This is a genomic window from Kutzneria kofuensis, from assembly GCF_014203355.1.
Lineage (GTDB): Bacteria > Actinomycetota > Actinomycetes > Mycobacteriales > Pseudonocardiaceae > Kutzneria > Kutzneria kofuensis.
Window position 1 is genome coordinate 3,857,817 of the sequence record NZ_JACHIR010000001.1, and the last position, 19,923, is coordinate 3,877,739.

Genomic DNA, 19,923 nt, shown 5'->3' on the forward strand with positions numbered 1-19,923 from the left:
CGCCGCACTCGGCGGACGAGGCTGAGGTTGTTCGCGGCGGCGGTCGGTGGCACTCACCCAGCGTACGGACCCCCACCGACATCGCCGACACGCCGGGGTGACCCCCCGATGCACGCGCCTGTGGGGCCATGGGAGAGGATGGGGACATCATGACTGCCTGGTTGGTGCTTGTCGTACCACTTCTGATCATGTTCTTCGCGCTCTTCATGGAGCGCGTGGAAGCTCGCCTGCGCCATGTGGCCGTGCAGGAGAACGAGGTCGAGGAATTCCTGGAGCAGGCCCGACCGGACGAGGTCAGGGCGCTGTACGGACACGGCATCGGCCGGGCGCTGGAGCTGTTCCGTCTGCGTAGGCTCGGCGGACGCGCCGCACGGCTGCGTCCCCGGCGGACCAGGGGCAACGGGTCCTAGACTGGCACGCTAGTGATCGGCGGCACCGGCCGCCGCGTCTCGACAGGAGGGACGAGGTGGACGAGACCCTGGCCCGCGCGGGCATCTTCCAGGGTGTGGACCCGTCGGCGGCGGAGGCTCTGCTCGTCACGCTGGAGCCGATCGACTTCCCGCGTGGACATGTGATCTTCGCGGAGGGCGAGCCCGGCGACCGGCTCTACATCATCCACAGCGGCAAGGTGAAGATCGGCCGCAAGTCGCCGGACGGGCGCGAGAACCTGCTCAACATCATGGGCCCGTCGGACATGTTCGGCGAGCTGTCGATCTTCGACCCGGGGCCGCGCACGTCGACCGCGACCACCGTGACCGAGGTCCGGGCGCTGTCGATGGGCCGCCCCGAGCTGCGGGAATGGATCAGCAAGCGGCCCGAGATCGCCGAGCAGCTGCTGCGTGTGCTGGCGCGCAGGCTGCGCCGGACGAACAACATGCTGGCGGACCTGATCTTCACGGACGTGCCCGGCCGCGTGGCCAAGGCGCTGCTCCAGTTCGCCCGCCAGTTCGGCAGCCAGGAGGCCGGCCTGCTGAGGGTCACTCACGACCTCACGCAGGAGGAGATCGCCCAGTACGTCGGTGCCTCCCGCGAGACCGTGAACAAGGCGCTGGCCGACTTCGCCCACCGCGGCTGGCTGCGGCTGGAGGGCAAGAGCGTCCTGATCCTGGACCCGGAGCGCCTCGCGCGCCGCGCCCGCTAGAAGCGCAGGAGCACCGAAAGGCCCTCGTCCCGCCGCGGACGGGGGCCTTTCTGCTGCCCAACCAGGCAGTCTTTCCGCGTCCAACGACCACACTTCAAGATCGGTGGCGGCGCCGCCCCGAGCGCGAACGACGAAAGGCCGGTTGTGGCCCCCGACGCCACCAACCGGCCTTTCGTGTTGCGCGGGCCATCCCCCGACGGGCCGCGCACCCCGTCCCCCCGGATGTCAGGCCCCGAACCCGACACCTGGGGAGCTCTTGCCTGGTCACTGTGACATGGAACCGCCCGTCACGGACAACCGGATTCACTCTCAAGGACTCCAAATTGGGTCTTTACGTTGCAGCGGTTCACCCACTCATCGCAACGCCGTGACTACATCGTGACTTACGCCTCCGCTCTGGTACGTGGGTACCAATCTTTGGCATACTGGTACGCATGTCCCAGTCCGCGTCCCTCTCCGACTACCGCACGGCCCTGACCGCACCCGGCGCCAAGCTGCCGGTGCTCGCCTCCGCGCTGGCCCGGCTGCCGGTCGCGATGATCGGCCTGGCGCTGCTGCTGTACGTGCAGCGCGCCACCGACTCGTTCGCGACGGCCGGCCTCACCTCGGCCGCGGCGCTGATCGGCGTCTCGGTCGGCTCCGTGATCCAGGGGCGGATCGTGGACCGGATGGGCCCGACCCGGCCGATGTGCGTGACGGCCGGCCTGACGCTGCTGTTCGTCGCCGGCAAGGTGTGGGCGGTCGAGACCCACCAGCCCGAGTGGCTGATGGTCCTGCTGGCCTTCGGCATCGGCCTGACCGAGCTGGCCGTCGGCTCCGCCTCCCGGTCCCTGTGGGTGCGCCTGGTGCCGCCCGGCCCGGCGCGGCAGGCGGCGTACGCCTACGAGGCGATCAGCATGGAGGTCTTCTTCATCCTGGGCCCGGGCCTGGCCGGCCTGATGACGGCGCTGCCCTGGGCCGGCACCGGCCTGGTCGCGGGCACGCTGTGCATGGTCGTCGGCGGCCTGGCCTTCGCGCTGACGCCGACGGTCCGCGCCTGGCGGCCCAGCCGGGACGAGCTGCGCCCGGCCAGCCTGCTCGGCGCGCTGGCCAGCCCCGGCATGCGCACGGTGGCGCTGGCCGCGCTGGGCTTCGGCGTGACGATCGGCTTCGTCGAGGTCGCGGTGCCGGCGTTCGCCACCGAGGCGGGCGCGCCGTCGGCCGGCGGCCTGATGCTGAGCCTGTGGTCGGTCAGCTCGGTGGCGTTCGGCGTGCTGTACGGCGTCCGCCCGTGGCCGCGGGCCATGCACCTGCGGCTGCCGGTGCTGCTGGCCGGCTTCGCACTGCTGTTGCTGCTGCTGATGCTGCCGTCCGGGATGTTCGGCCTGGGCCTGGCGCTGCTCGCCGTGGGCACGCTGATCACGCCGCAGTCGACCGCCCACTCGGCGGCGATCGAGCTGGTCGCCCCGGCCGGCACCACCACGGAGGCGTTCGGCTGGGTGATCACCTCGGTGACGCTGGGCCTGGCCATCGGCCAGTCCACCAGCGGCCAGCTGGTGCAGAACTTCGGCACCAGCTGGTCCTTCCTCGCGGCGGCCGGCGCCGGCCTGGTGATCGCCGCCCTGGTGTGGGCGTTCCGCGGCACCGTCAAGCAGTCGACGCTGACCACGGCGGCCCTGGTCAACGTCGAAGAAAAACTGGGTTAGTCAGCGCGACCATCTGCTCGCCCCGCCGCACCTCGACGCGGATCCAGTCGGAGTCGGCGGGGCTGGTCGCGAACTCGACCGACCCGGCGCCGGCGTGCACCACCCCGGTCTGGTTCAGGACCCGGGTCTGCGTGCCCGGCACCCCGTCCACCTCGACATGGACGGTCACCGGACGGCCCGTGCGCAGCGTCTCCCCGATACCGGCGCTGCGCCGGCCGTCCGTCACCATCAGCGACAGCTGGACCTGCGCCGACTCGGCGATCCAGGTGTGCCCGGCCTTCAGCCCGGCGAACAGGAACGGCCCGAACAGGTCCTCGGCCAGCACGACGTTGTGTGGCAGGCCCACCACCTGCGGCTCGGCGTGCGCGTCGCTGTCGCCGACCGCCGGGATCCAACGGCCCTCCCGCAGCATCGCGTCCCAGGCCTGCAGCGTCTTCTCGTCGTCCTCGGTCCACGGGCCGTTCCACACCTCGATGGCGTCGACCAGGTCGTAGCGGAACTCGAAGGAGCAGCCGATGCACGGCGCGTACGGGTGCGCCGCCACCACCAAGCCGCCGACGGAGTGCACCTCGTTCACGAAGCGCCGGAAGTCGTTGGGCTCGGTGTCGCGGTAGCGCCAGTCGATCCAGCGGCCCATCGGCAGGTTCCACGCCGGCCAGTGCCCGGACCGGGTGGTCACCTCCTCGCCGTTGAGGATCAGCAGGTCCTCGGTGGCGTGCCGGCCCCACTGCAGCGAGGCGCTGGGCGAGTTGTGCTCGGTGGAGATGATGAAGTCCAGGCCGGCCGCGCGGGCCGCCGCGACCAGCTCGTCCGGGGTGCGCTTGCCGTCGGAGTAGACGGTGTGCAGGTGGCCGTCGCCGCGGTACCAGTCGCGGCCGCGTCGACGGGCCGGGGCGAACGACGGCGCCGGCTTCACCTGGAACGGGGCTCCCGGCGGCCCGAACCGCAGCGTGATGTCCACCCGGTAGTTCAGGCCCTGCTCGGCGACGGTGTACGGACCGAGGATCACGTGCCAGGTGCCCGGATCGATCGGGCCCGGCAGGTAACCGGGCGTCGCGTCCGAGGCGCTGATCGTGAACCGGTCGCGGGCGCCGCCGGACCAGCCGCGGAAGCCGTGGTGGTTGCCCAACTCGTGGCCGGCCGGTCCGAAGACGCCGAAGTCCAGCGCGTTGCCGAGCTGGCCGGGCGGCACCTGCGGGCGGTCGTAGCTGTAGACGACGGTCAGCTCGGCGACCCCGCGTGGCACGTCGACCGGCAGGTAGTACCAGTCGGGAGCACCCGGCTCGAACCGACCGGTGACGGTGATGGTCTGCTCGCTGCCGTCCGTGCCTTCGGCGAACGCGATACCCGGCAACATCGTGCCGACCGCGCCGGCCGCCAACGCGCCACCCGCCCTGAGCAGCGCCCTCCGGTTGATGCTCATGCCCCCGGACGCTATGCGGCGGAACGTGACTCGAACACCACCTCCAGATGAACGGTGTTGCTCGTTAACTCCGAACCCCGTCGCCCGCGCGGAACGCACGGCATCCAAAACTGTCAGGGGTGCCGCGTAGCTTGCGAGCCATGGACCTCACCGCCACCACCACGCAGCTCGCCGGCACGCTCGCCGACCTGGTCCGGCTGCTGCCGGCCAAGATGTACGACCCGGTGCTGGCCGGCGTCCTGATCACCGCGGACCGCGACGGGGTGCTGGTCCGCGGCACCGATCGGGAACGCGGCGTGCGGCTGCGCTGCGCGGCGACCGTGCACGAGGACGGCCAGGTCCTGGTGCCGGCCAAGCCGCTGGCGGAGACGCTGCGTGCGTTGGACGCCCCGCAGGTCCGTCTGGTCGTGGAGGGTTCGCGGCTCGCGGTTCGAGTGCCCGGCGCTCGCTTCGCGCTGCCGCTGCTGGAGGCCGACCTGCACCCGGGCGTCGCCGAGCCGCCGGCCCGGGTCGGCGAGGTCGACGGCCCGGAATTCGCCGGCCTGCTGTCGGTGGTGGCCTCCGTCGCGTCCCGTGACGACGCCCTGCCGATGCTGACCGGCGTCCGGCTGCGCGGTGGTCCGAACCGGCCGCTGTCCATGGTCGCCACCGACCGGTACCGGCTGGCGATCGCGACGCTGCCGTGGACCGGCGAGTCCGAAGTGGACGCCATGGTGCCGGCGGCGCTGCTCGTGGAGGCCGCCAAGCAGGCGGCGTCGGCGGAACGGGTCGCCCTGCACGTCGACGGTGACCGGGCCGGGCTGGTCTGGGGCGACTCGGCGATCGTCACCTCGCTGCTGGCCTCGACGCTGCCCGACGAGGGCAAGCTGCTGCCCACCACCGTCGACGCCGCCGTCACGGTCGACGCCGACGCCCTGGCCGGCGCCGTCCGCCGAGTCGGCCTGTTCAGCGAGGGGCCCCAGATCGTGCAGCTGGACCTCGGCGACGGCGAGATCCGCGTGCACGGCGGCGGCCAGCAGGTCGGCGAGGCCGAGGAGCTGGTCAAGGCCGAGATCACCGGCGGCCGGCCGAACCCGGCCTACCAGCTGCGCTACCTGACCGACGCCCTCAAGGCGTTCGCCGGAAAGCAGGTGACGCTCTCGATCCAGCCCGGCCGCCGCGGGACCATGTTCACCACCGATTCGGGGCAGCTGCAGTACCTCGTGGTGCCGATCCGGACCCAGGGGTGATGCCTCAGCCCAACGAGCGCAGGTACTCCAGCTGGGTGCGCACCGACCACTCGGCGGCGAACCAGAGCGAGCGGTCCACGTCGGCGTAGACGACCTCGACCACCTGGCGGGCCGTCGCGCCCGGGCCGAGCTGGGCCAGTGCGGCTCGCACCTGGTTCAGGCGCTGCTCACGGTGGGCCAGGTAGGCACGCGCGGCGGTGCCGGCGTCGGGAAGGTCGGGGCCGTGGCCGGGGAGTACGGCGGTGCCGGGCGGCAGTTCGGCGAGCCGGCGCAGCGAGTCGAGGTACGGCCCTAGGTCGTCGGTGACGGTGGTGCCGCGGCCGAGCACGGTGTCGCCGGTCAACACGGCCGGCGGCGCGTCGTGTTCGAGCCAGAAGCACAGGGAGTCCGCGGTGTGGCCGGGGGTGGCGAGGACGCGGATCTCCAATCCGGCTTGGGCGAGCACGTCGCCGTCGGAGAGGCCCTCGGAGCCGAGCCGCATGGCCGGGTCCAGCGCGTACACCGGAGCCTTGACCATGTCGGCGAACCGGCGGGCGCCGGCGGAGTGGTCCGGGTGGCCGTGGGTGAGCAGCACGGTGCTGACCGGGCCGTGCGCGGCGACCAGGCTCAGGTGCTGCTCGTCGTCCGGCCCCGGGTCGACGACGACGCACGCCTCGGAGTCGGGGGCACGCAGCACCCAGGTGTTGGTGCCGTCGAGCGTCATCTCGGACGGGTTGTCGGCCAGCAACACCGCGGCCGTGGGCGTGACCGGCCGCAGGATGCCGTAGGCGGGGTGCTCGGCGCGCTCGCCGACGGCAGGACGGTCGCTCATCGGCCCGCCACCTCGTCGCCGGGAGCCGGATCCAGGTGCAGCGGCGCACGGTCGTACTCCGGGTCGCCGGGCAGCACCGCATGCAGCGTGCTGCCCCGACGGACCACCTTCGGAATGATCTTGTCGGTGGCCCGGTCCATCGCCATCGCGGCGGCCACGGTGCCGGCCTCGCGCAGCTCGGCCAGGGTCATCCAGGTCGGCGGCAGCAGGCCGACCCGGCCGGCCTTCCAGTCGTCGATCGCGTCTTGCGGGCGCTGCCAGCCGGCGTGGTCGGCCTCGCTGGTCTGCCCGTCGGCGTGCTGGCCCTCGGGCAGCACGGCCAGGAAGAACCGGGTGTCGTAGCGGCGCGGCTCCTCGGCCGGCGTAACCCAGTTCGCCCACGGCCGCAGCAGGTCGGCCCGCAGCACCAGGCCGGCGTCGGCGAGGAACTGGGCCAGCGACACCTCGCGGTTGACCAGCGCGTGCCGCACGTCGGCGTACTGCGCGGCGTCGGCGACCACCGAGATGTCGTCCCTGCCGGCGAGCAGCACGCCGGACTCCTCGAACGTCTCGCGCACGGCCGCGCACACCAGGGCGCGGGCCATGGTCGGGTCGCAGCCGAACCGCCGTCCCCACCAAGCCGGCTCGGGCCCGACCCAGGCGACGGAGGTGTCCGCGTCACGGCGGTCGACGCCGCCGCCGGGGAACACGGTCATGCCGCCGGCGAAGGCCATGCCGGCGACCCGGCGGAGCAGGAACACCTCCATGCCGGCGCTGCCCTCGCGGACCAGGGCCACGGTGGCCGCGTCCTTGGGCGTCACGGGCGGATTCGGCGGGATGGCCGGCACCATCGCCTCGGGCAGCGTCAGTTCCTCGGGCAGCTGGGGCACGTCCACGAGCCTAAGGGCGAATCGGCGTCCCGCCCCGTGGAGAATCGTCACGTGGAGGATCAACTGCGTGTGGGACTGATCGGCGCCGGGCCCTGGGCCACCACGGTGCACGCACCCGGCATCGCCGACCACCCCGGCACCCGGCTGACCGCGGTGTGGGCACGCCGCCGGGACGCCGCCGCCGAGCTGGCCGGTCGCTACGGGGCCGAGGTCGCCGACGACCCGGACCAGCTGATCGACCAGGTGGACGCGGTCGCCGTCGCGGTGCCGCCGGCCGTGCAGGCGGACCTGGCGCTGCGCGCGGCGCGGGCCGGCAAGCACCTGTTGCTGGAGAAGCCGCTGGCCGGCACGGTCGAGGACGCGCGCAGGATCGCCGGCACGATCGCCGACAACGACCTGGCCTCGCTGGTGATGCTGACCCTGCGGTTCTCCCCCGAGGTCATCGACTGGCTGGCGGAGCTGGGCAAGGTCGGCGGCTGGACCGGCGGCAGCGCGCAGTGGCTGTCCGGGGCGCTGCTCGGCGGCCAGTACTCGACCTCGCAGTGGCGGCACGACCAGGGCGCTCTGTTCGACGTCGGCCCACACGCCTTCGACCTGCTCGACGCGGCGCTGGGCCCGATCACCGAGGTGATCGCCGCGCACAAGGCGGACAACGACCTCTGGCACCTGATCCTGAGCCACGAGAACGACGTGACCAGCACGGCGACGCTGTCCATGCGGCTGCCGACCCGGCCGACGGTGGTCGACTTCGCGGTGTACGGCTCGCACGGCCACCGCGCGCTCGGCGGCCGGCAGACGTCGGCGCAGCAGGCCTACACCGCGATGCTTGACGACTTCGTCGCCATGGTGCACAGCGGCGTGCACACCCACGCCTGCGACGCCCAGCGCGGCCTGCGCCTGCAGACCGTCCTCGACCAGGCCATCCGCAAGCTCCCCTGACGTTCGGAAGGGGGCATTCCTGGCGTTGAACGCCAGGAATGCCCCCTTCCGAACGTGAATCGGGGCTTTACTGCTCGCGCTGGGCGAGTTCCTCGTGCAGCTGGCGGAGCAGGTCACGCTCCACGTCGCTGAGCTTGTCCTCGGCGATCGGCTTGTAGTCGACGAGCCCGAGCGCCGACGGGTCGGCCGAGGGCTCCAGCACCGGCGGCTGCGCGGCCTTCTCCGCGGTCACCGGCTCCACCGGTTCGGCCAGCTCGACCTGCGTGACCACGTCCGGTTTGGCCTCGGCGTGCGCGACCGGCTTGATCGGCACGACCGAGCCGCCGCTCTTGGCACGACGGCCACCGCCCGAGGTCGGGGCGGCCGCGTGCTGGCCCGATAAGTTGATCGGCTTCGCGTCCGAGGCGGCCAGCCGGTGGTAGTCGCTGCGGTCAGCGCCCGTCTTCAGCACCTCGACCACGGCGCGGATGCCGGCGGCCTCCAGCGCCTGGCCGATCCGGTACGCCGTCGCCGGCGCGAACCCGTCCGGACCGATCTCGACCAGCACCACCCGCTGCGGCACCGCGCCCGGCGTCGCGCCGGCGGGCGTCACCCGCCACACCGCGTGCACCGACTGGACGCCGATCAGGAAGTCCACCACCGGTGCCAGCGCCGCGCCGATGCCCGCGCCGGCGTCCGGCTCGTAGCTGAACCGGTGCGGCGGGGCGTACCAGGTGTCGCGGACCTTGAGCCGGTCGGCCAGCGCCGGGTCCGAGCGGGACTGGTCCAGCAGTGCCCGCAGCTGGCCGTTCTCCGCCGGGGTCACCGGCACGCCGCCGGCGATCAGGCAGCCGACCAGCAGCTCGACGGCGCGGTCCGACTCGGCGATGGCGACCAGCTCGCGCGCCGAGGTCAGCGCGTCGTCGTCGACCCGCCCGGCCATCCGAAGCAGGATGTCGTGGAGCCGATCGGGCAGTCCGTCCCCAGTCGCGACGTCCGACACGACGGGTCTCCTTTCAGGCGTGGGCGAGATCGGCAGCGCCGAAGCACAGCAGTTCGGACACGTCGAGCGCGGCGCGGTGGTACGGCGGCAGGTCGAAGTCCGGCGCCAGCACCTCGACGCACGGCTCGTGCTCGCCCAGCGCGCGCAGCATGCGCTGGAGCTCACCGGCCAGCCGGTGGTGATCGGCGACGGCCGACACCAGCACCACGCGGTGCGTGCGGCCGTCGGCGGCGTGCCGCCACGCGCAGCGCACCTCGCCGAGGCCCTCGCGGCCGCGCAGCGTCGCCCCGAGCACGACGCCGACCGGGTCGCCGCTGGCGGCCTGGTCGGCGGACTCGCCGGCGAAGGTGAAGGCCGGCTCCGGCACCGCGCCGATGCCGAGCACCGAACTGGTCAGCGCGGGGTCGGCGCCGATGCCGCGGAGCAGCACGTGCTCGTCGGCGGTCAGGCCGATCCGGTCGTGCAGCAGCGCACGCGGCAGGGCCCGGCCGAGCACGGGCAGCGCCCCGCTCGCCAGCCAGTCCCGGAACCGCCACAGCTGGGCGTCGGACAGCCGTCCGGCCAGTCTCAGCAGCAGCTCATGCGCGTTCAGCTCGGCGTTGTCCCGCACGCCCACCGCCCCTTCCAGTGGCGAAGGTGACTCTCGCGGTCTAGCAGACCAGGAGACGCCACCTTAGCGCCACCCGAACGGGGGACAGAATTAGCCGATTTCGACGATCAACTCGACCTCGACGGGTGCGCCGAGTGGTAGCTCGGCCACCCCAACGGCTGACCTCGCGTGCACGCCGGCGTCACCGAAGATCTCGCCCAGCAGTTCGGACGCCCCGTTGACCACGGCCGGCTGGCCGGTGAAGCCTTCCGCGGAGGCCACGAAGCCGACCACCTTGACGACCCGGGTGATCGAGTCCAGTCCGACGAGGGCGTCCACCGCCGCCAGCGCGTTCAGCGCGCAGGTGCGGGCGTAACCCTTGGCCTCGTCCTGCCCGATCTCGCCGCCGACCTTGCCCGTGGCGGGCAGCGCGCCCGCCACGAACGGCAGCTGGCCCGAGGTGTAGACGTGCGAGCCGGTGCGCACCGCCGGCACGTAGGCCGCGACCGGCGCGGCCACGCCGGGCAGCTCGATGCCCAGCTCGTCGAGCCTGGCCCGCCAGCTCACGCCTTCTCCCGCTTGAGGTAGGCGACATGCTGCTCGCCGCTCGGGTTGGGCAACACGGTCACCAGTTCCCAGCCGTCCTGGCCCCACTGGTCCAGGATCTGCTTGGTCGCGTGGATCAGCAGCGGGACCGTGGCGTACTCCCACTTAGTCATGCCGGCAGCCTATCCGGCGCGCTATTTTCGATCACGTGGAGACGTGGCGGATCATCGCGACCTGCCTGATGGCCTTCGGCGGCATCGTGATGACCCTGCTGATCACCGGCAAGGTCCGGGACGACCGGAACCGCAACGCCGGGGACGTGGCCCGCGCCGCGCTCTGGTCCTCGTTGGTGTTCGCGGTGCTCTGCCTGCTCATCGCCACCGTGCTGCCCGGGACCGTGGTCTGGGGCGTGGTCGCCGCGCAGTACATGATCTTGATATTGATGCATCACATCGGTTGACCGCGTGGGGGAAGCCTCAGCCCCGTCGGCGGCGAATCGTCCGCATCGACGCCTAGGCTTGGCCTTGTGACCACACCCATCGTCGGCTGGACCGAGGAACTCAGCCGGGCCCGATTGCACGTGGTCACCGGCAAGGGCGGCACCGGCAAGACCACGGTGGCCGCGGCGCTGGCGATCGCGCTGGCCACCGGTGGCCGTCGCGTGCTGCTCGTCGAGGTCGAGGAGCGGCAGGGCATCGCCCAGCTGTTCGACCGCGCCCCGCTGCCCTATGCCGAGGAGCGCATCGCGTCCGCCCCGGACGGCGGCGAGATCCGCGCGCTCGCCGTGGACGCCGACGCGGCGTTCATGGAGTACCTGGCCATGTTCTACAACCTGGGCTTCGCCGGGCGGACGCTGCGGCGGATGGGCGCGATCGAGTTCGTGACGACGCTCGCGCCCGGGCTGCGGGACGTGCTGCAGACCGGCAAGGTCAAGGAGTGCGTCGGCCGCACCGACGCCGCCGGCCGCCACATGTACGACCACGTGGTGCTGGACGCGCCGCCGACCGGCCGCGTGGTGAAGTTCCTCGACGTCACCAAGGCCGTGCAGGACGTCGCCAAGGTCGGGCCGATCCGCGGCCAGAGCGAGGGCGTGGTCCGGCTGATGCACTCCGGCGACACCGCCGTGCACCTGGTGACCCTGCTGGAGGAGATGCCGGTCCGGGAGACCCTGGACGCCGTCGCCGAGCTGGACGGCGCCGACCTGCGGCCGGGCGCGGTGTTCGTGAACCGGGTGCGGCCGGCCCGGCTGGCCGACCGCTCGGTGCCGGCCGCCGCGAGCGGCCGGGTGGACGCCGCCCGGGTGCGCGCCGGGCTGGGCGCCGTGGGCCTGAAGCTGCCCGAGGACGAGCTGGCCGGGCTGGTCGAGGAGACCGTCGAGCACGCCGTCCGCGTGCAGGCCGAGCAGCGGGCCCGCGAGCTGCTGGCCGAGGCCGACCTGCCCGCGCTGGAGCTGCCCGAGCTGGTCGACGGCGTCGACGTCGGCGCGCTGTACGAGCTGGCCGAGACGCTGGTCGACCAGGGGGTCCGCTGATGCCGGCAAAGCTTCATGTCGACAAGTTGCTGGACGACCCGGCGACCAAGGTGATCGTCTGCTGCGGCTCCGGCGGCGTCGGCAAGACCACCACCGCCGCGGCGCTGGCCGCGCGGGCCGCCGAGCGGGGCCGGCGCACCGTCGTGCTCACCATCGACCCGGCCCGGCGGCTGGCGCAGTCGCTGGGCCTGCGGGAACTGGACAACACCCCGCGTCGGGTGGTGGTCGAGGGCTTCGACAGCTCCGACCGCCTGCACGCGATGATGCTGGACATGCGCCGCACGTTCGACGACATGGTGCTGGCGCACGCGGGGCCGGACCGGGCCGAGCAGATCCTGGGCAACCCCTTCTACCAGACCATTTCCTCGTCGTTCTCCGGCACGCAGGAGTACATGGCGATGGAGAAGCTGGGCCAGCTGGCCGCGGACGGGTCGTGGGACCTGATCGTGGTGGACACCCCGCCCAGCCGGTCGGCGCTGGACTTCCTCGACGCCCCGCAGCGGCTGTCCACCGTGCTGGACGGGCGGATCATCCGGCTGCTGTCGGCGCCGGCGCGGGCCGGCGGCCGGGGCCTGCTGAAGATCGTCGGCGCCGGGTTCGGGCTGTTCACCAAGGCCATCTCGACGATCATCGGCGGCCAGCTGCTGGCCGACGCGTCCGCGTTCGTGCAGGCCTTCGACAGCATGTTCGGCGGCTTCCGGGAGCGGGCGCAGAAGACCTACCAGCTGCTGCGGTCGCCCGGCACCGCGTTCCTGGTGGTGGCCGCGCCGGAGCCGGACGCGCTGCGCGAGGCGTCCTACTTCGTGGAGCGGCTGGCCGCCGAGTCGATGCCGCTGGCCGGGCTGGTGCTCAACCGGACGCACCCGGTGCTGGCCAGCCTTCCGGCGGGCAAGGCGCTGGCCGCCGCCGAGGAGCTGGACCGGACCGGCGAGGCGCCGCTGGCTGCCGCCGTGCTGCGGGTGCACGCCGACCGGGTGGCCGTGGCGACCCGGGAGCAGCGGCTGCTGGCCCGCTTCACCAAGGCGCACCCGTCGGTGGCCGTCACCGGCGTGCCGGCGCTGGCCGAGGACGTGCACGATCTCGCCGGGCTGCGCGAAATCGGCCGCCGGCTCGCGGGTGAGTGAAACGGCGCACGCTTGTTTCGCCGAAGGCGATTGCCGCCTTCGGCGAAATTCGCATTGATCATCGGTTAATTTTTTGAGCCCTCAACAAAGGGCGTAGATCAACTGACCTTGTACTCGCCAAGATCGGCATGCTCGCGCCGCGCCGACTCCAGCAACTCGAACCACGAGTCCACATCCGGTCGGCGACGCAGCAGAGCCCTGCGCTCACGCTCAGTCATTCCACCCCACACGCCGAACTCGATGCGATTGTCCAGCGCCTCGGACAGGCACTCGGTCCGCACCGGGCAGCTCAGGCAGATGACCTTGGCTTTGCGCTGCTCAGCGCCCCTGACGAACAACTGTTCCGGATCTTCATCCCGACACGAGGCGCTGACACGCCAATCCCCCTGAACGAACTGCATGACCCCCGCTCCCCTACGTCTCGTCCAAAACCGATACCCCCCGGTACCGGCTGCCGTAGGCTGACCGCGGGTGCGGACTGCCGTCGGGCGTTGTCATGAGACGTTGACGGACTGTAGAGCCATCCGGTTCCCCTGCCAACACCGGGTTACCCGAATGTGAGCTTCACCCACCCGAAGTGGTGAATGAACGTCGCGGTGAGCGCTCACACGGAAGCACCACGTGATGGCGCGTACTGTGGCTGTCGTGCGTGTCGGCAACGGTCTCGTGAAGTTGGTTGGTCTGTGCCTTTTGGCCGGGGTTCTGGTCGCGGGCATGCTGTTCCCCACCGTGGGTGCGCTGGGCGTGGTGTCCAACCGCGCGAGCGACACGGTCGACGCCACATCGGCGGACCTCGTCACCACCGATCCGCCGCTGATGTCCGTGGTCGAGGACCGCAACGGCAAGCCGATCGCGTACCTCTACCAGCAGTACCGCGTCAACACGCCGTCCGACCAGATCGCGCCGGTGATGAAGGCGGCGATCGTCGCCATCGAGGACCGGCGCTTCTACCAGCACTCCGGCGTCGACTGGCAGGGCACCTTCCGCGCGCTGCTGACCAACCAGGTCAACGGCAGCGTGTCCCAGGGCGCGTCCACCATCACGCAGCAGTACGTGAAGAACTACCAGGTGCTGGTCGCCGGCCGGGACGACAAGGCCGCCCAGGAGCAGGCCCAGGCGCAGACCGTCGCCCGCAAGCTCAAGGAGGCCCGGGTCTCGCTGCAGCTGGAGAAGAAGCTGTCCAAGGACGAGATCCTGACCCGGTACCTCAACCTGGTCACCTTCCTCGGCCGGGTGGACGGCGTCGGCACCGCGGCGCAGGTGTTCTTCAACACCACCCCCGACAAGCTCACGCTGCCGCAGGCCGCGCTGCTGGCCGGCGTGGTGAACAACCCGGTCAGCTTCTCCCCGTGGGACCACCCGCAGGCCGCCAAGCAGCGCCGCGACCAGGTCATCGACGCCATGGAGTCGACCGGCAAGATCACCTCCGACATCGCGGCCGCGGCCAAGAAGACCGACCTGGGCGTCGGCCCCGAGCCGCAGCTGCCCGGCTCCGGCTGCGTCGGCGTCGCCCCCGAGGACGGCTTCTACTGCGACTACGTGCAGGGCTACCTGCAGGAGGCCGGCTTCACCTCCGACCAGCTGCAGACCGGCGGCTACGTGATCAAGACCAACCTGGACCCGGACATCTCCAAGATCGCCAAGCAGGCCGTCGAGCACAACGTGCCCAAGACGGCCAACGGCATCGCCAACACGATGGTGATCGTCAAGCCGGGCACCCAGACGCACGACATCGTGGCCCTGGTGGCCAACCGGGACCTGGGCGTGGACGCGGCGGCGGGGCAGACCCTGACCAACCTGCCCGCCGACGTCAGCGACAACTTCGGCGCCGGCTCGATCTACAAGCTGTTCACCACCGCGGCCGGCATGGAGAAGGGGCAGGTCGGCCTCAACACCCCGATCCCCAACCCCAAGAGCACCTGCTTCCAGCTGCCCCGGCACGACCAGAACACCAAGTGCTACCCGGTGTCCAACGACGACTCCATCAACCCGGACCCGATCAGCCTGCGCCAGGCGCTCGCCATCTCGCCGAACACCTCGTTCACCAAGGTCGAGCTGGACGCCGGCATGCCCGCCGTGCTGGACATGGCGTCCCGGCTGGGCATGCGCAAGACCATGCAGACCAACCAGGCCGGCAAGACGCCCGACCCGAGCCAGCAGAGCGAGCTCTACAGCGTGCCGCAGAGCCAGTCGTTCCTGAACAGCCCGTCGTTCACGCTCGGCGTGAGTCCGCTCAGCCCACTGGAGCTGGCCAACGTCGGCGCCACCCTGGCCAGCGGCGGCGTGTGGTGTCCGCCCAACCCGATCGCCAGCGTCGTCGACCACACCGGCAAGCCGGTGCAGATCAACACGCCGCCGTGCGAGCAGGTCGTCAACAAGGCCGTCGCCGACACGATCATGAACGGCCTCAAGGACGACACCATCAGCGGCACCTCCGCCGCGGCCGCCCGCAACGCCCACTGGACTCGCCCGCTCGCCGGCAAGACCGGCACCACCGACGCCAGCGAGTCGGTCGGCTTCCTCGGCATCCTGCCCAACTACTCGACCTCGTCGCTGGTGTTCAACGACGGCTCCAACCCGTTGCCCATCTGCGGCTCGCTGCCCATCCGCACCAGCAAGAGCTGCGGTGGCAACGTCGGCGCCTTCGGTGGCACCATCGCCGCGCCGCCGTTCTTCAACGCCTTCAACCAGATCCTCGGCAACTCGCCCGTGCTGCAGCTGCCCAACGCCGACCCGGCGTACCTGGACAAGAACAACCACGGGCCGGCCATCCCGTACGTCGTCGGCCGCAACGTCGGCGACGCCACCAACGCGTTGAAGGCCGCCGGCTACTCCGGCGTGCAGACCGCCGACTTCAACTCCACCGCCCCCAAGGGCACCGTCGTCGGCCAGACCCCCATCGGCTCCGCCCCGCACAGCCAGAACGTCACGCTCTACGTGAGCACCGGCTTCGTGCCCCAGGCGCCCGGCGCTACATCACCGGCACCGACAACGGGAGCCAACACACCGGGCGGCTGACCGCTGACACGGAAAGTGGGCGGGGAGCACTGAAGTGTTCCCCGCCCACTTTTGCGGCACCGACTAACCGAGCCCCAGCGTCCGACTCAGGTCACGTGGATTACGCACCCACACGTCCACCTCCGCGCCATCGGCGTTGGTCAACGTGAGGCAGCCCTGACTTCCCGGGCCCCACAGCGGGACCACCGTCGGCCTCCAGGATCGGTCCCAGGTCACCGGTTCGGTGCCCTTCGCGCGCAACGCCTCGCTGGGCTCCCAACGCAGTCGATCACCCAGGTACCGCAAGCGACCGAACAGCTCGCCGACCTCCTCACGACCGTGCCGGCCGGGGGTGACACCGCCGAACTGCCGCGCGACCACGACCGGCAACTGCGCGGACCACGACGGCGGCTCGCCCGCAGCCCGCCGACGCAGCTCCGCACGCCGATCACGCCAAACAAACAGCGTGAGCACGGCGTAGATCACCATCGCGATGGCCCCGACACCGGCCAGGGCCACCCATGGCCCGACCCGCAACGCCAGGACAACACCCATCACCACGAGGTAGCCAAGCCAGAGCAGGGAACGCTGCCTGCGCCTGCGTTCGCGCTCGCGGCCGTACTCGGTCATGCCAGGACCCTCGGGTACAACCTCTGGAACACCGGTGCGAACTGCAACTGAACAGGGTCCGCGGCTGGATAGGCCGGCAGACGGTGACGAAGACGTCGCCATCCGCCAGCTCGCACCCGTAGTCGAAGATGCTCGACGATGTGAACCGAAATGCCTTCAACCCGGATCGCCGTCAGCTCGTACGACGAGAACGGGGCCTCAGCCATCAGCCCAGCAGCTTGGCCTTCACGACGGCGGCGACCCGGCCACCCTCGGCTCGGCCGGCGACCTTCGCGTTGGCCAGCTTCATGACCTGGCCCATCTGCTTCTGGCCCGGCTGCTCGCCGATCTGGTCGGCGACCGTGGCGATGGCGTGCGCGACGACATCGGCCAGCTCGTCGTCGGACAGCTGCGCCGGCAGGTACGACTTGAGCACCTCGGCCTCGGCCAGCTCCGCGTCGGCCTGCTCCTTGCGGCCCGCGCCCGCGAACGCCTCGGCGGCCTCGTTGCGCTTCTTCACCTCTCGGGTCAGCACCTTGAGGACTTCCTCGTCGGACAGCTCCCGCGCGACCTTGCCGGCCACCTCCTCGGTGGTCACGGCCGCCAGGGCCATCCGCAGGGTCGCGACCACAGTGGTCTGCCGGCCCTTCATCGCCGCGGTCAGATCGCTCCGCAGCCTCTCCTTCAGCTCCGCCATGAGCGCAAACGCTACTCCGACAGGCACCCCGACCCCGATCGAGTAAACCGCCGTACCCTGGAGGCGTGAAGACGTTCGGTCGGATAGTCCTGGGCACGGCCGCCCTCGGAGCAGCCACGGTCGGCTACGCCGCCGCCATCGAGCGGACCAGGTGGACGCTGCGCGAAGCCACCGTGCCGGTGCTCGCCGAAGGCGCGACGCCGCTGCGGGTGCTGCACATCTCCGACCTGCACATGATGCCTGGGCAGCGGTCCAAGCAGCGCTGGGTCGCCGAGCTCGCCAAGCTGTCGCCCGACCTCGTCGTCAACACCGGCGACAACCTCGCCCACCGGCACGCCGTGCCCGCCGTCGTCCGGGCGCTGGGTCCCCTGCTCGACCTGCCCGGCGTGTTCGTGTTCGGCAGCAACGACTACTACGCGCCCAAGCCCAAGAATCCCGTGCGCTATCTGCTGCCCAAGGCCCGTAAGAAGCGCATCCACGGCATCCCCCTGCCCTGGCGGGACCTGCGCGCCGCTTTCGTCGAGCACGGCTGGATCGACCTCACCCACAGCCGGCACAGCTTCACGGTTGCCGACCAGACCATCGTGGCCGCCGGCGTCGACGACCCCCACCTCAAGCGTGACCGCTACGAGGACATCGCCGGCCAGCCCGACCCCACCGCCGCGCTGCGGCTCGGCGTCACCCACTCGCCCGAGCCCCGTGTTCTCGACCAGTTCGCCGCCGACGGCTACGACCTCGTGATGGCCGGCCACACCCACGGCGGCCAACTCCGCGTCCCCGGCTACGGCGCCCTCGTCACGAACTGTGAGCTGGATCGCACCCGTGCCCGTGGCGTCTCCCGCTGGGGGGCACACACCTGGCTCAACGTGTCCGCAGGCCTCGGGACCTCGCCTTATGCGCCCGTCCGCTTCGCCTGCCCGCCCGAGGCCAGCCTGCTCACCCTCGTGCCCCGCAGCAACGGCGCAGGTCAGGACGGGTCCGGCCGCCAAAGCAGGACCCGATTCGGAGCTGGGGCCGACATCAGCTAGACTTCTCCTCGTTCGATCAACCGGGGTGTGGCGCAGTTTGGTAGCGCGCTTCGTTCGGGACGAAGAGGTCGCAGGTTCAAATCCTGTCACCCCGACGAGATACGAGATCCTTGTCTGCCGATGGCAGACAAGGATCTCGTCGTTTTTGTTCTGGGGGACGACCCCCAGACCCCCGGGGTGGGGGCTTCGCCCCCACGCCCCCACGGTGGGTTGAGGGCGGAATGGGCGGCAGTTCTGCGCGCCTAGCTTTCCCGGATTCGGCTCCACTTCTTCTCGTGACCTTTTCCTTCTCCGTCCCCACCGACGTCGGGGTTGTCAGACCTGAGTAGGACTCGCGAGTGGGTCGAAAGGGCGACGTGGGATGATCCATTTAGGCCATATGGTCGGGCTTTCCGTTGTGGGACAAGGGAGAGCTCTGTGCGAACGGGCGTGGCGGGGGCAGTTGTGGCGACGGTGGCCGTGATGGTGGGGGTGGCGGCGCCGGCAGGCGCGATCGTCGGGGGCGAGACGTCGAAGGCGGAGCACTCGTGGATCGTGGATTTGGGGCACGAGGACAACGGGCACGGGTGCGGGGGCGGGTTGGTGGCGCCGAGGTGGGTAGTGACGGCGGGGCACTGCCTGGAGACGGTGCACGTGGGAAGCCGGGTGCGGGTGGGGTCGAACGACCGGGAAGCCGGCGGGGAGATGGCGACGGTGGCGGCGACTTATCAGGGGGATTACGGGGATATCGGGTTGATCGAGCTGGCGGAGCCGGTGGTGGGGAAGGCGCCGTTGAAGGTGGGGGCGATGCCGGTGAGTGGGCCGATCCGGTTGCTGGGGTGGGGCATGGACAAGCAGGAGGGGGCTACAGCACCGAGGCTGCTGAAGCAGTTGGACACGGAGGTGCTGGGGCAATGCGGAGGAAACGACGAGATCTGCGTGAAGGCGTCGACCGAGGCGACGGCCTGCCACGGGGACTCGGGGACGCCGGCGATGGTCGGGGATGACGTGGTGGCGGTGACCAGTCGTGGACCCATCGGGGCGTGCGGCGGCGAAGGCTGGACGATCTACACGGCCATCGCGCCGCATCAGGGGTGGATCGAGCGGACGATCGCGGCCGGCTAGGCGATGGAGAGGGCCTCGCGGAGGTGCTCGCGCAGGGTGCGGATGGTGGCGCTGAGGTGGCGAGAGGCCTGGACGGGGTCGGCGGTGGCGGGGGACCTGCGGACAGCGGCGGCGGTGGCGAACAAGTCGTCGACAGCGGCGGTGGCGGCGGAGCGGATCGAGTCGGTGCCGATGAGTTTGAGGGTCGCCAGCTGATCGCTCATGGCGATGACGGTGTCGTGCAGCTCGGCGAGGATGGCCTCATCAGGGCTGTCACCCCAGGTGTCGACGACGAGTTCGCGCCACGCGTTCATGGTGACCAGGAGCGCGAGGCAAGCGTCCAGGCGCTTGTCCCGCCAGTAGATCTGGTCGGCGCGGCGGAAAGCCGCGGCCTCACGGGTGCGCTCGCGCCAGGTGGTGACGAGCTGGCCGGCCACGACGCCCAGAACGCCGATGAGGCCGACGATGATCGGTACCCAGACGGAGACCTGCATGGTCCGGCAAGATAGTGGACGAAAACGTTTACACGAGACGTGGCCGGTGGCACTCTGGGACCGCGGATCGGGCCCGGCCGCCACCGGGGCCGGTCCGCACCTCCGGAGCCGGCGAGTGCGACCCAGGGGCGACATCTCGTGACAGG

22 protein-coding genes and 1 tRNA gene are annotated in these 19,923 nt (G+C 71.2%); 12 read left to right on the plus strand and 11 right to left on the minus strand.

Going from position 1 to position 19,923, the window contains the following annotated elements; translation table 11 throughout:
* Window positions 1-149 precede the first annotated feature (149 nt).
* From BJ998_RS17640 to BJ998_RS17650, 3 genes are all read left to right on the plus strand, one after another.
* Window positions 150-410, plus strand: coding sequence for a hypothetical protein (locus tag BJ998_RS17640; protein ID WP_043730536.1), 261 nt, complete (start codon window positions 150-152; stop codon window positions 408-410).
* Window positions 411-466: 56 nt separating this feature from the next.
* On the plus strand, window positions 467-1,141 hold the full coding sequence (locus BJ998_RS17645; RefSeq protein ID WP_043720043.1) for a Crp/Fnr family transcriptional regulator: 675 nt from the start codon (window positions 467-469) through the stop codon (window positions 1,139-1,141).
* 434 nt (window positions 1,142-1,575) lie between these two features.
* The gene (locus BJ998_RS17650; RefSeq protein WP_184863040.1) at window positions 1,576-2,826 is read left to right on the plus strand and encodes an MFS transporter; all 1,251 of its coding nucleotides are present in this window, start codon (window positions 1,576-1,578) and stop codon (window positions 2,824-2,826) included.
* Here the strand turns inward: BJ998_RS17650 and BJ998_RS17655 are convergent.
* Window positions 2,801-4,249 (minus strand): CehA/McbA family metallohydrolase, encoded by a 1,449-nt coding sequence (locus tag BJ998_RS17655; RefSeq protein ID WP_184863042.1) that lies wholly within the window; start codon window positions 4,247-4,249, stop codon window positions 2,801-2,803. The genes BJ998_RS17650 and BJ998_RS17655 overlap by 26 nt on opposite strands.
* Window positions 4,250-4,389: 140 nt before the next feature.
* Between BJ998_RS17655 and dnaN the strand changes: the two genes are divergently transcribed.
* Window positions 4,390-5,478 (plus strand): DNA polymerase III subunit beta, encoded by a 1,089-nt coding sequence (gene dnaN / locus BJ998_RS17660; RefSeq protein ID WP_184863044.1) that lies wholly within the window; start codon window positions 4,390-4,392, stop codon window positions 5,476-5,478.
* 4 nt (window positions 5,479-5,482) lie between these two features.
* Here dnaN and BJ998_RS17665 read toward each other — a convergent pair whose 3' ends face one another.
* Together BJ998_RS17665 and BJ998_RS17670 are read right to left on the minus strand one after the other, a co-directional pair.
* The gene (locus BJ998_RS17665) at window positions 5,483-6,289 is read right to left on the minus strand and encodes an MBL fold metallo-hydrolase (protein WP_184863046.1); all 807 of its coding nucleotides are present in this window, start codon (window positions 6,287-6,289) and stop codon (window positions 5,483-5,485) included.
* Window positions 6,286-7,119 (minus strand): NUDIX hydrolase, encoded by an 834-nt coding sequence (locus BJ998_RS17670; RefSeq protein WP_221338045.1) that lies wholly within the window; start codon window positions 7,117-7,119, stop codon window positions 6,286-6,288. Before BJ998_RS17670 ends, BJ998_RS17665 begins: the two co-directional genes overlap by 4 nt.
* 90 nt (window positions 7,120-7,209) lie before the next feature.
* Here BJ998_RS17670 and BJ998_RS17675 point away from each other — a divergent pair, with 90 nt between their 5' ends.
* Window positions 7,210-8,097 carry a Gfo/Idh/MocA family protein gene (locus BJ998_RS17675; protein ID WP_184863050.1) on the plus strand — a complete coding sequence of 296 codons (888 nt, stop codon included), beginning with the start codon at window positions 7,210-7,212 and terminating at the stop codon, window positions 8,095-8,097.
* Window positions 8,098-8,164: 67 nt separating this feature from the next.
* On the opposite strand, the gene BJ998_RS17680 is transcribed toward BJ998_RS17675, so the two are convergent.
* The 4 genes from BJ998_RS17680 to sp36 all read right to left on the minus strand — a co-directional run bounded on the left by BJ998_RS17680 (window position 8,165) and on the right by sp36 (window position 10,387).
* A complete protein-coding gene (locus BJ998_RS17680; RefSeq protein WP_184863052.1) occupies window positions 8,165-9,079 on the minus strand; it encodes a hypothetical protein in 915 nt (304 codons plus the stop codon).
* Window positions 9,080-9,092: 13 nt separating this feature from the next.
* Window positions 9,093-9,689, minus strand: a complete 597-nt coding sequence (locus BJ998_RS17685) for a hypothetical protein (protein WP_184863054.1) — start codon at window positions 9,687-9,689, stop codon at window positions 9,093-9,095.
* Window positions 9,690-9,779: 90 nt separating this feature from the next.
* On the minus strand, window positions 9,780-10,235 hold the full coding sequence (locus tag BJ998_RS17690; protein WP_184863055.1) for a RidA family protein: 456 nt from the start codon (window positions 10,233-10,235) through the stop codon (window positions 9,780-9,782).
* Window positions 10,232-10,387 carry a Sp36 family protein gene (gene sp36, locus BJ998_RS17695; protein WP_116174671.1) on the minus strand — a complete coding sequence of 52 codons (156 nt, stop codon included), beginning with the start codon at window positions 10,385-10,387 and terminating at the stop codon, window positions 10,232-10,234. The genes BJ998_RS17690 and sp36 overlap by 4 nt, the downstream gene beginning before the upstream one ends.
* 35 nt (window positions 10,388-10,422) lie before the next feature.
* Between sp36 and BJ998_RS17700 the strand changes: the two genes are divergently transcribed.
* The 3 genes from BJ998_RS17700 to bagB all read left to right on the plus strand — a co-directional run bounded on the left by BJ998_RS17700 (window position 10,423) and on the right by bagB (window position 12,869).
* Window positions 10,423-10,674, plus strand: coding sequence for a hypothetical protein (locus BJ998_RS17700; RefSeq protein WP_184863057.1), 252 nt, complete (start codon window positions 10,423-10,425; stop codon window positions 10,672-10,674).
* A gap of 66 nt (window positions 10,675-10,740) precedes the next feature.
* Window positions 10,741-11,745, plus strand: coding sequence for an ATPase BagA (bagA, locus tag BJ998_RS17705; RefSeq protein ID WP_184863059.1), 1,005 nt, complete (start codon window positions 10,741-10,743; stop codon window positions 11,743-11,745).
* Window positions 11,745-12,869 carry an ATPase BagB gene (gene bagB, locus BJ998_RS17710; RefSeq protein ID WP_184863061.1) on the plus strand — a complete coding sequence of 375 codons (1,125 nt, stop codon included), beginning with the start codon at window positions 11,745-11,747 and terminating at the stop codon, window positions 12,867-12,869. The genes bagA and bagB overlap by 1 nt, the downstream gene beginning before the upstream one ends.
* A gap of 98 nt (window positions 12,870-12,967) precedes the next feature.
* Here the strand turns inward: bagB and BJ998_RS17715 are convergent, their stop codons facing one another.
* On the minus strand, window positions 12,968-13,270 hold the full coding sequence (locus BJ998_RS17715; protein ID WP_184863063.1) for a WhiB family transcriptional regulator: 303 nt from the start codon (window positions 13,268-13,270) through the stop codon (window positions 12,968-12,970).
* Between the two features lie 244 nt (window positions 13,271-13,514).
* Between BJ998_RS17715 and BJ998_RS17720 the strand changes: the two genes are divergently transcribed.
* Complete coding sequence (locus tag BJ998_RS17720) at window positions 13,515-15,887, plus strand: transglycosylase domain-containing protein (RefSeq protein WP_312890176.1); 2,373 nt, start codon at window positions 13,515-13,517, stop codon at window positions 15,885-15,887.
* Between the two features lie 63 nt (window positions 15,888-15,950).
* Here BJ998_RS17720 and BJ998_RS17725 read toward each other — a convergent pair whose 3' ends face one another.
* Complete coding sequence (locus tag BJ998_RS17725; protein ID WP_184863067.1) at window positions 15,951-16,496, minus strand: hypothetical protein; 546 nt, start codon at window positions 16,494-16,496, stop codon at window positions 15,951-15,953.
* Window positions 16,497-16,701: 205 nt separating this feature from the next.
* The gene (locus BJ998_RS17730) at window positions 16,702-17,172 is read right to left on the minus strand and encodes a GatB/YqeY domain-containing protein (protein ID WP_184863068.1); all 471 of its coding nucleotides are present in this window, start codon (window positions 17,170-17,172) and stop codon (window positions 16,702-16,704) included.
* Window positions 17,173-17,237: 65 nt separating this feature from the next.
* On the opposite strand from BJ998_RS17730, the gene BJ998_RS17735 reads away from it, so the two are divergent.
* The 3 genes from BJ998_RS17735 (at window position 17,238) to BJ998_RS17745 (ending at window position 19,304) form a co-directional block, all read left to right on the plus strand.
* Window positions 17,238-18,200 carry a metallophosphoesterase gene (locus tag BJ998_RS17735; protein ID WP_184863070.1) on the plus strand — a complete coding sequence of 321 codons (963 nt, stop codon included), beginning with the start codon at window positions 17,238-17,240 and terminating at the stop codon, window positions 18,198-18,200.
* A gap of 21 nt (window positions 18,201-18,221) precedes the next feature.
* Window positions 18,222-18,295, plus strand: a tRNA-Pro gene (locus BJ998_RS17740).
* Between the two features lie 322 nt (window positions 18,296-18,617).
* Window positions 18,618-19,304, plus strand: coding sequence for a S1 family peptidase (locus tag BJ998_RS17745; RefSeq protein WP_184863072.1), 687 nt, complete (start codon window positions 18,618-18,620; stop codon window positions 19,302-19,304).
* Here the strand turns inward: BJ998_RS17745 and BJ998_RS17750 are convergent.
* The gene (locus BJ998_RS17750) at window positions 19,301-19,777 is read right to left on the minus strand and encodes a hypothetical protein (RefSeq protein ID WP_184863074.1); all 477 of its coding nucleotides are present in this window, start codon (window positions 19,775-19,777) and stop codon (window positions 19,301-19,303) included. The genes BJ998_RS17745 and BJ998_RS17750 overlap by 4 nt on opposite strands.
* Between the last annotated feature and the right edge of the window lie 146 nt (window positions 19,778-19,923).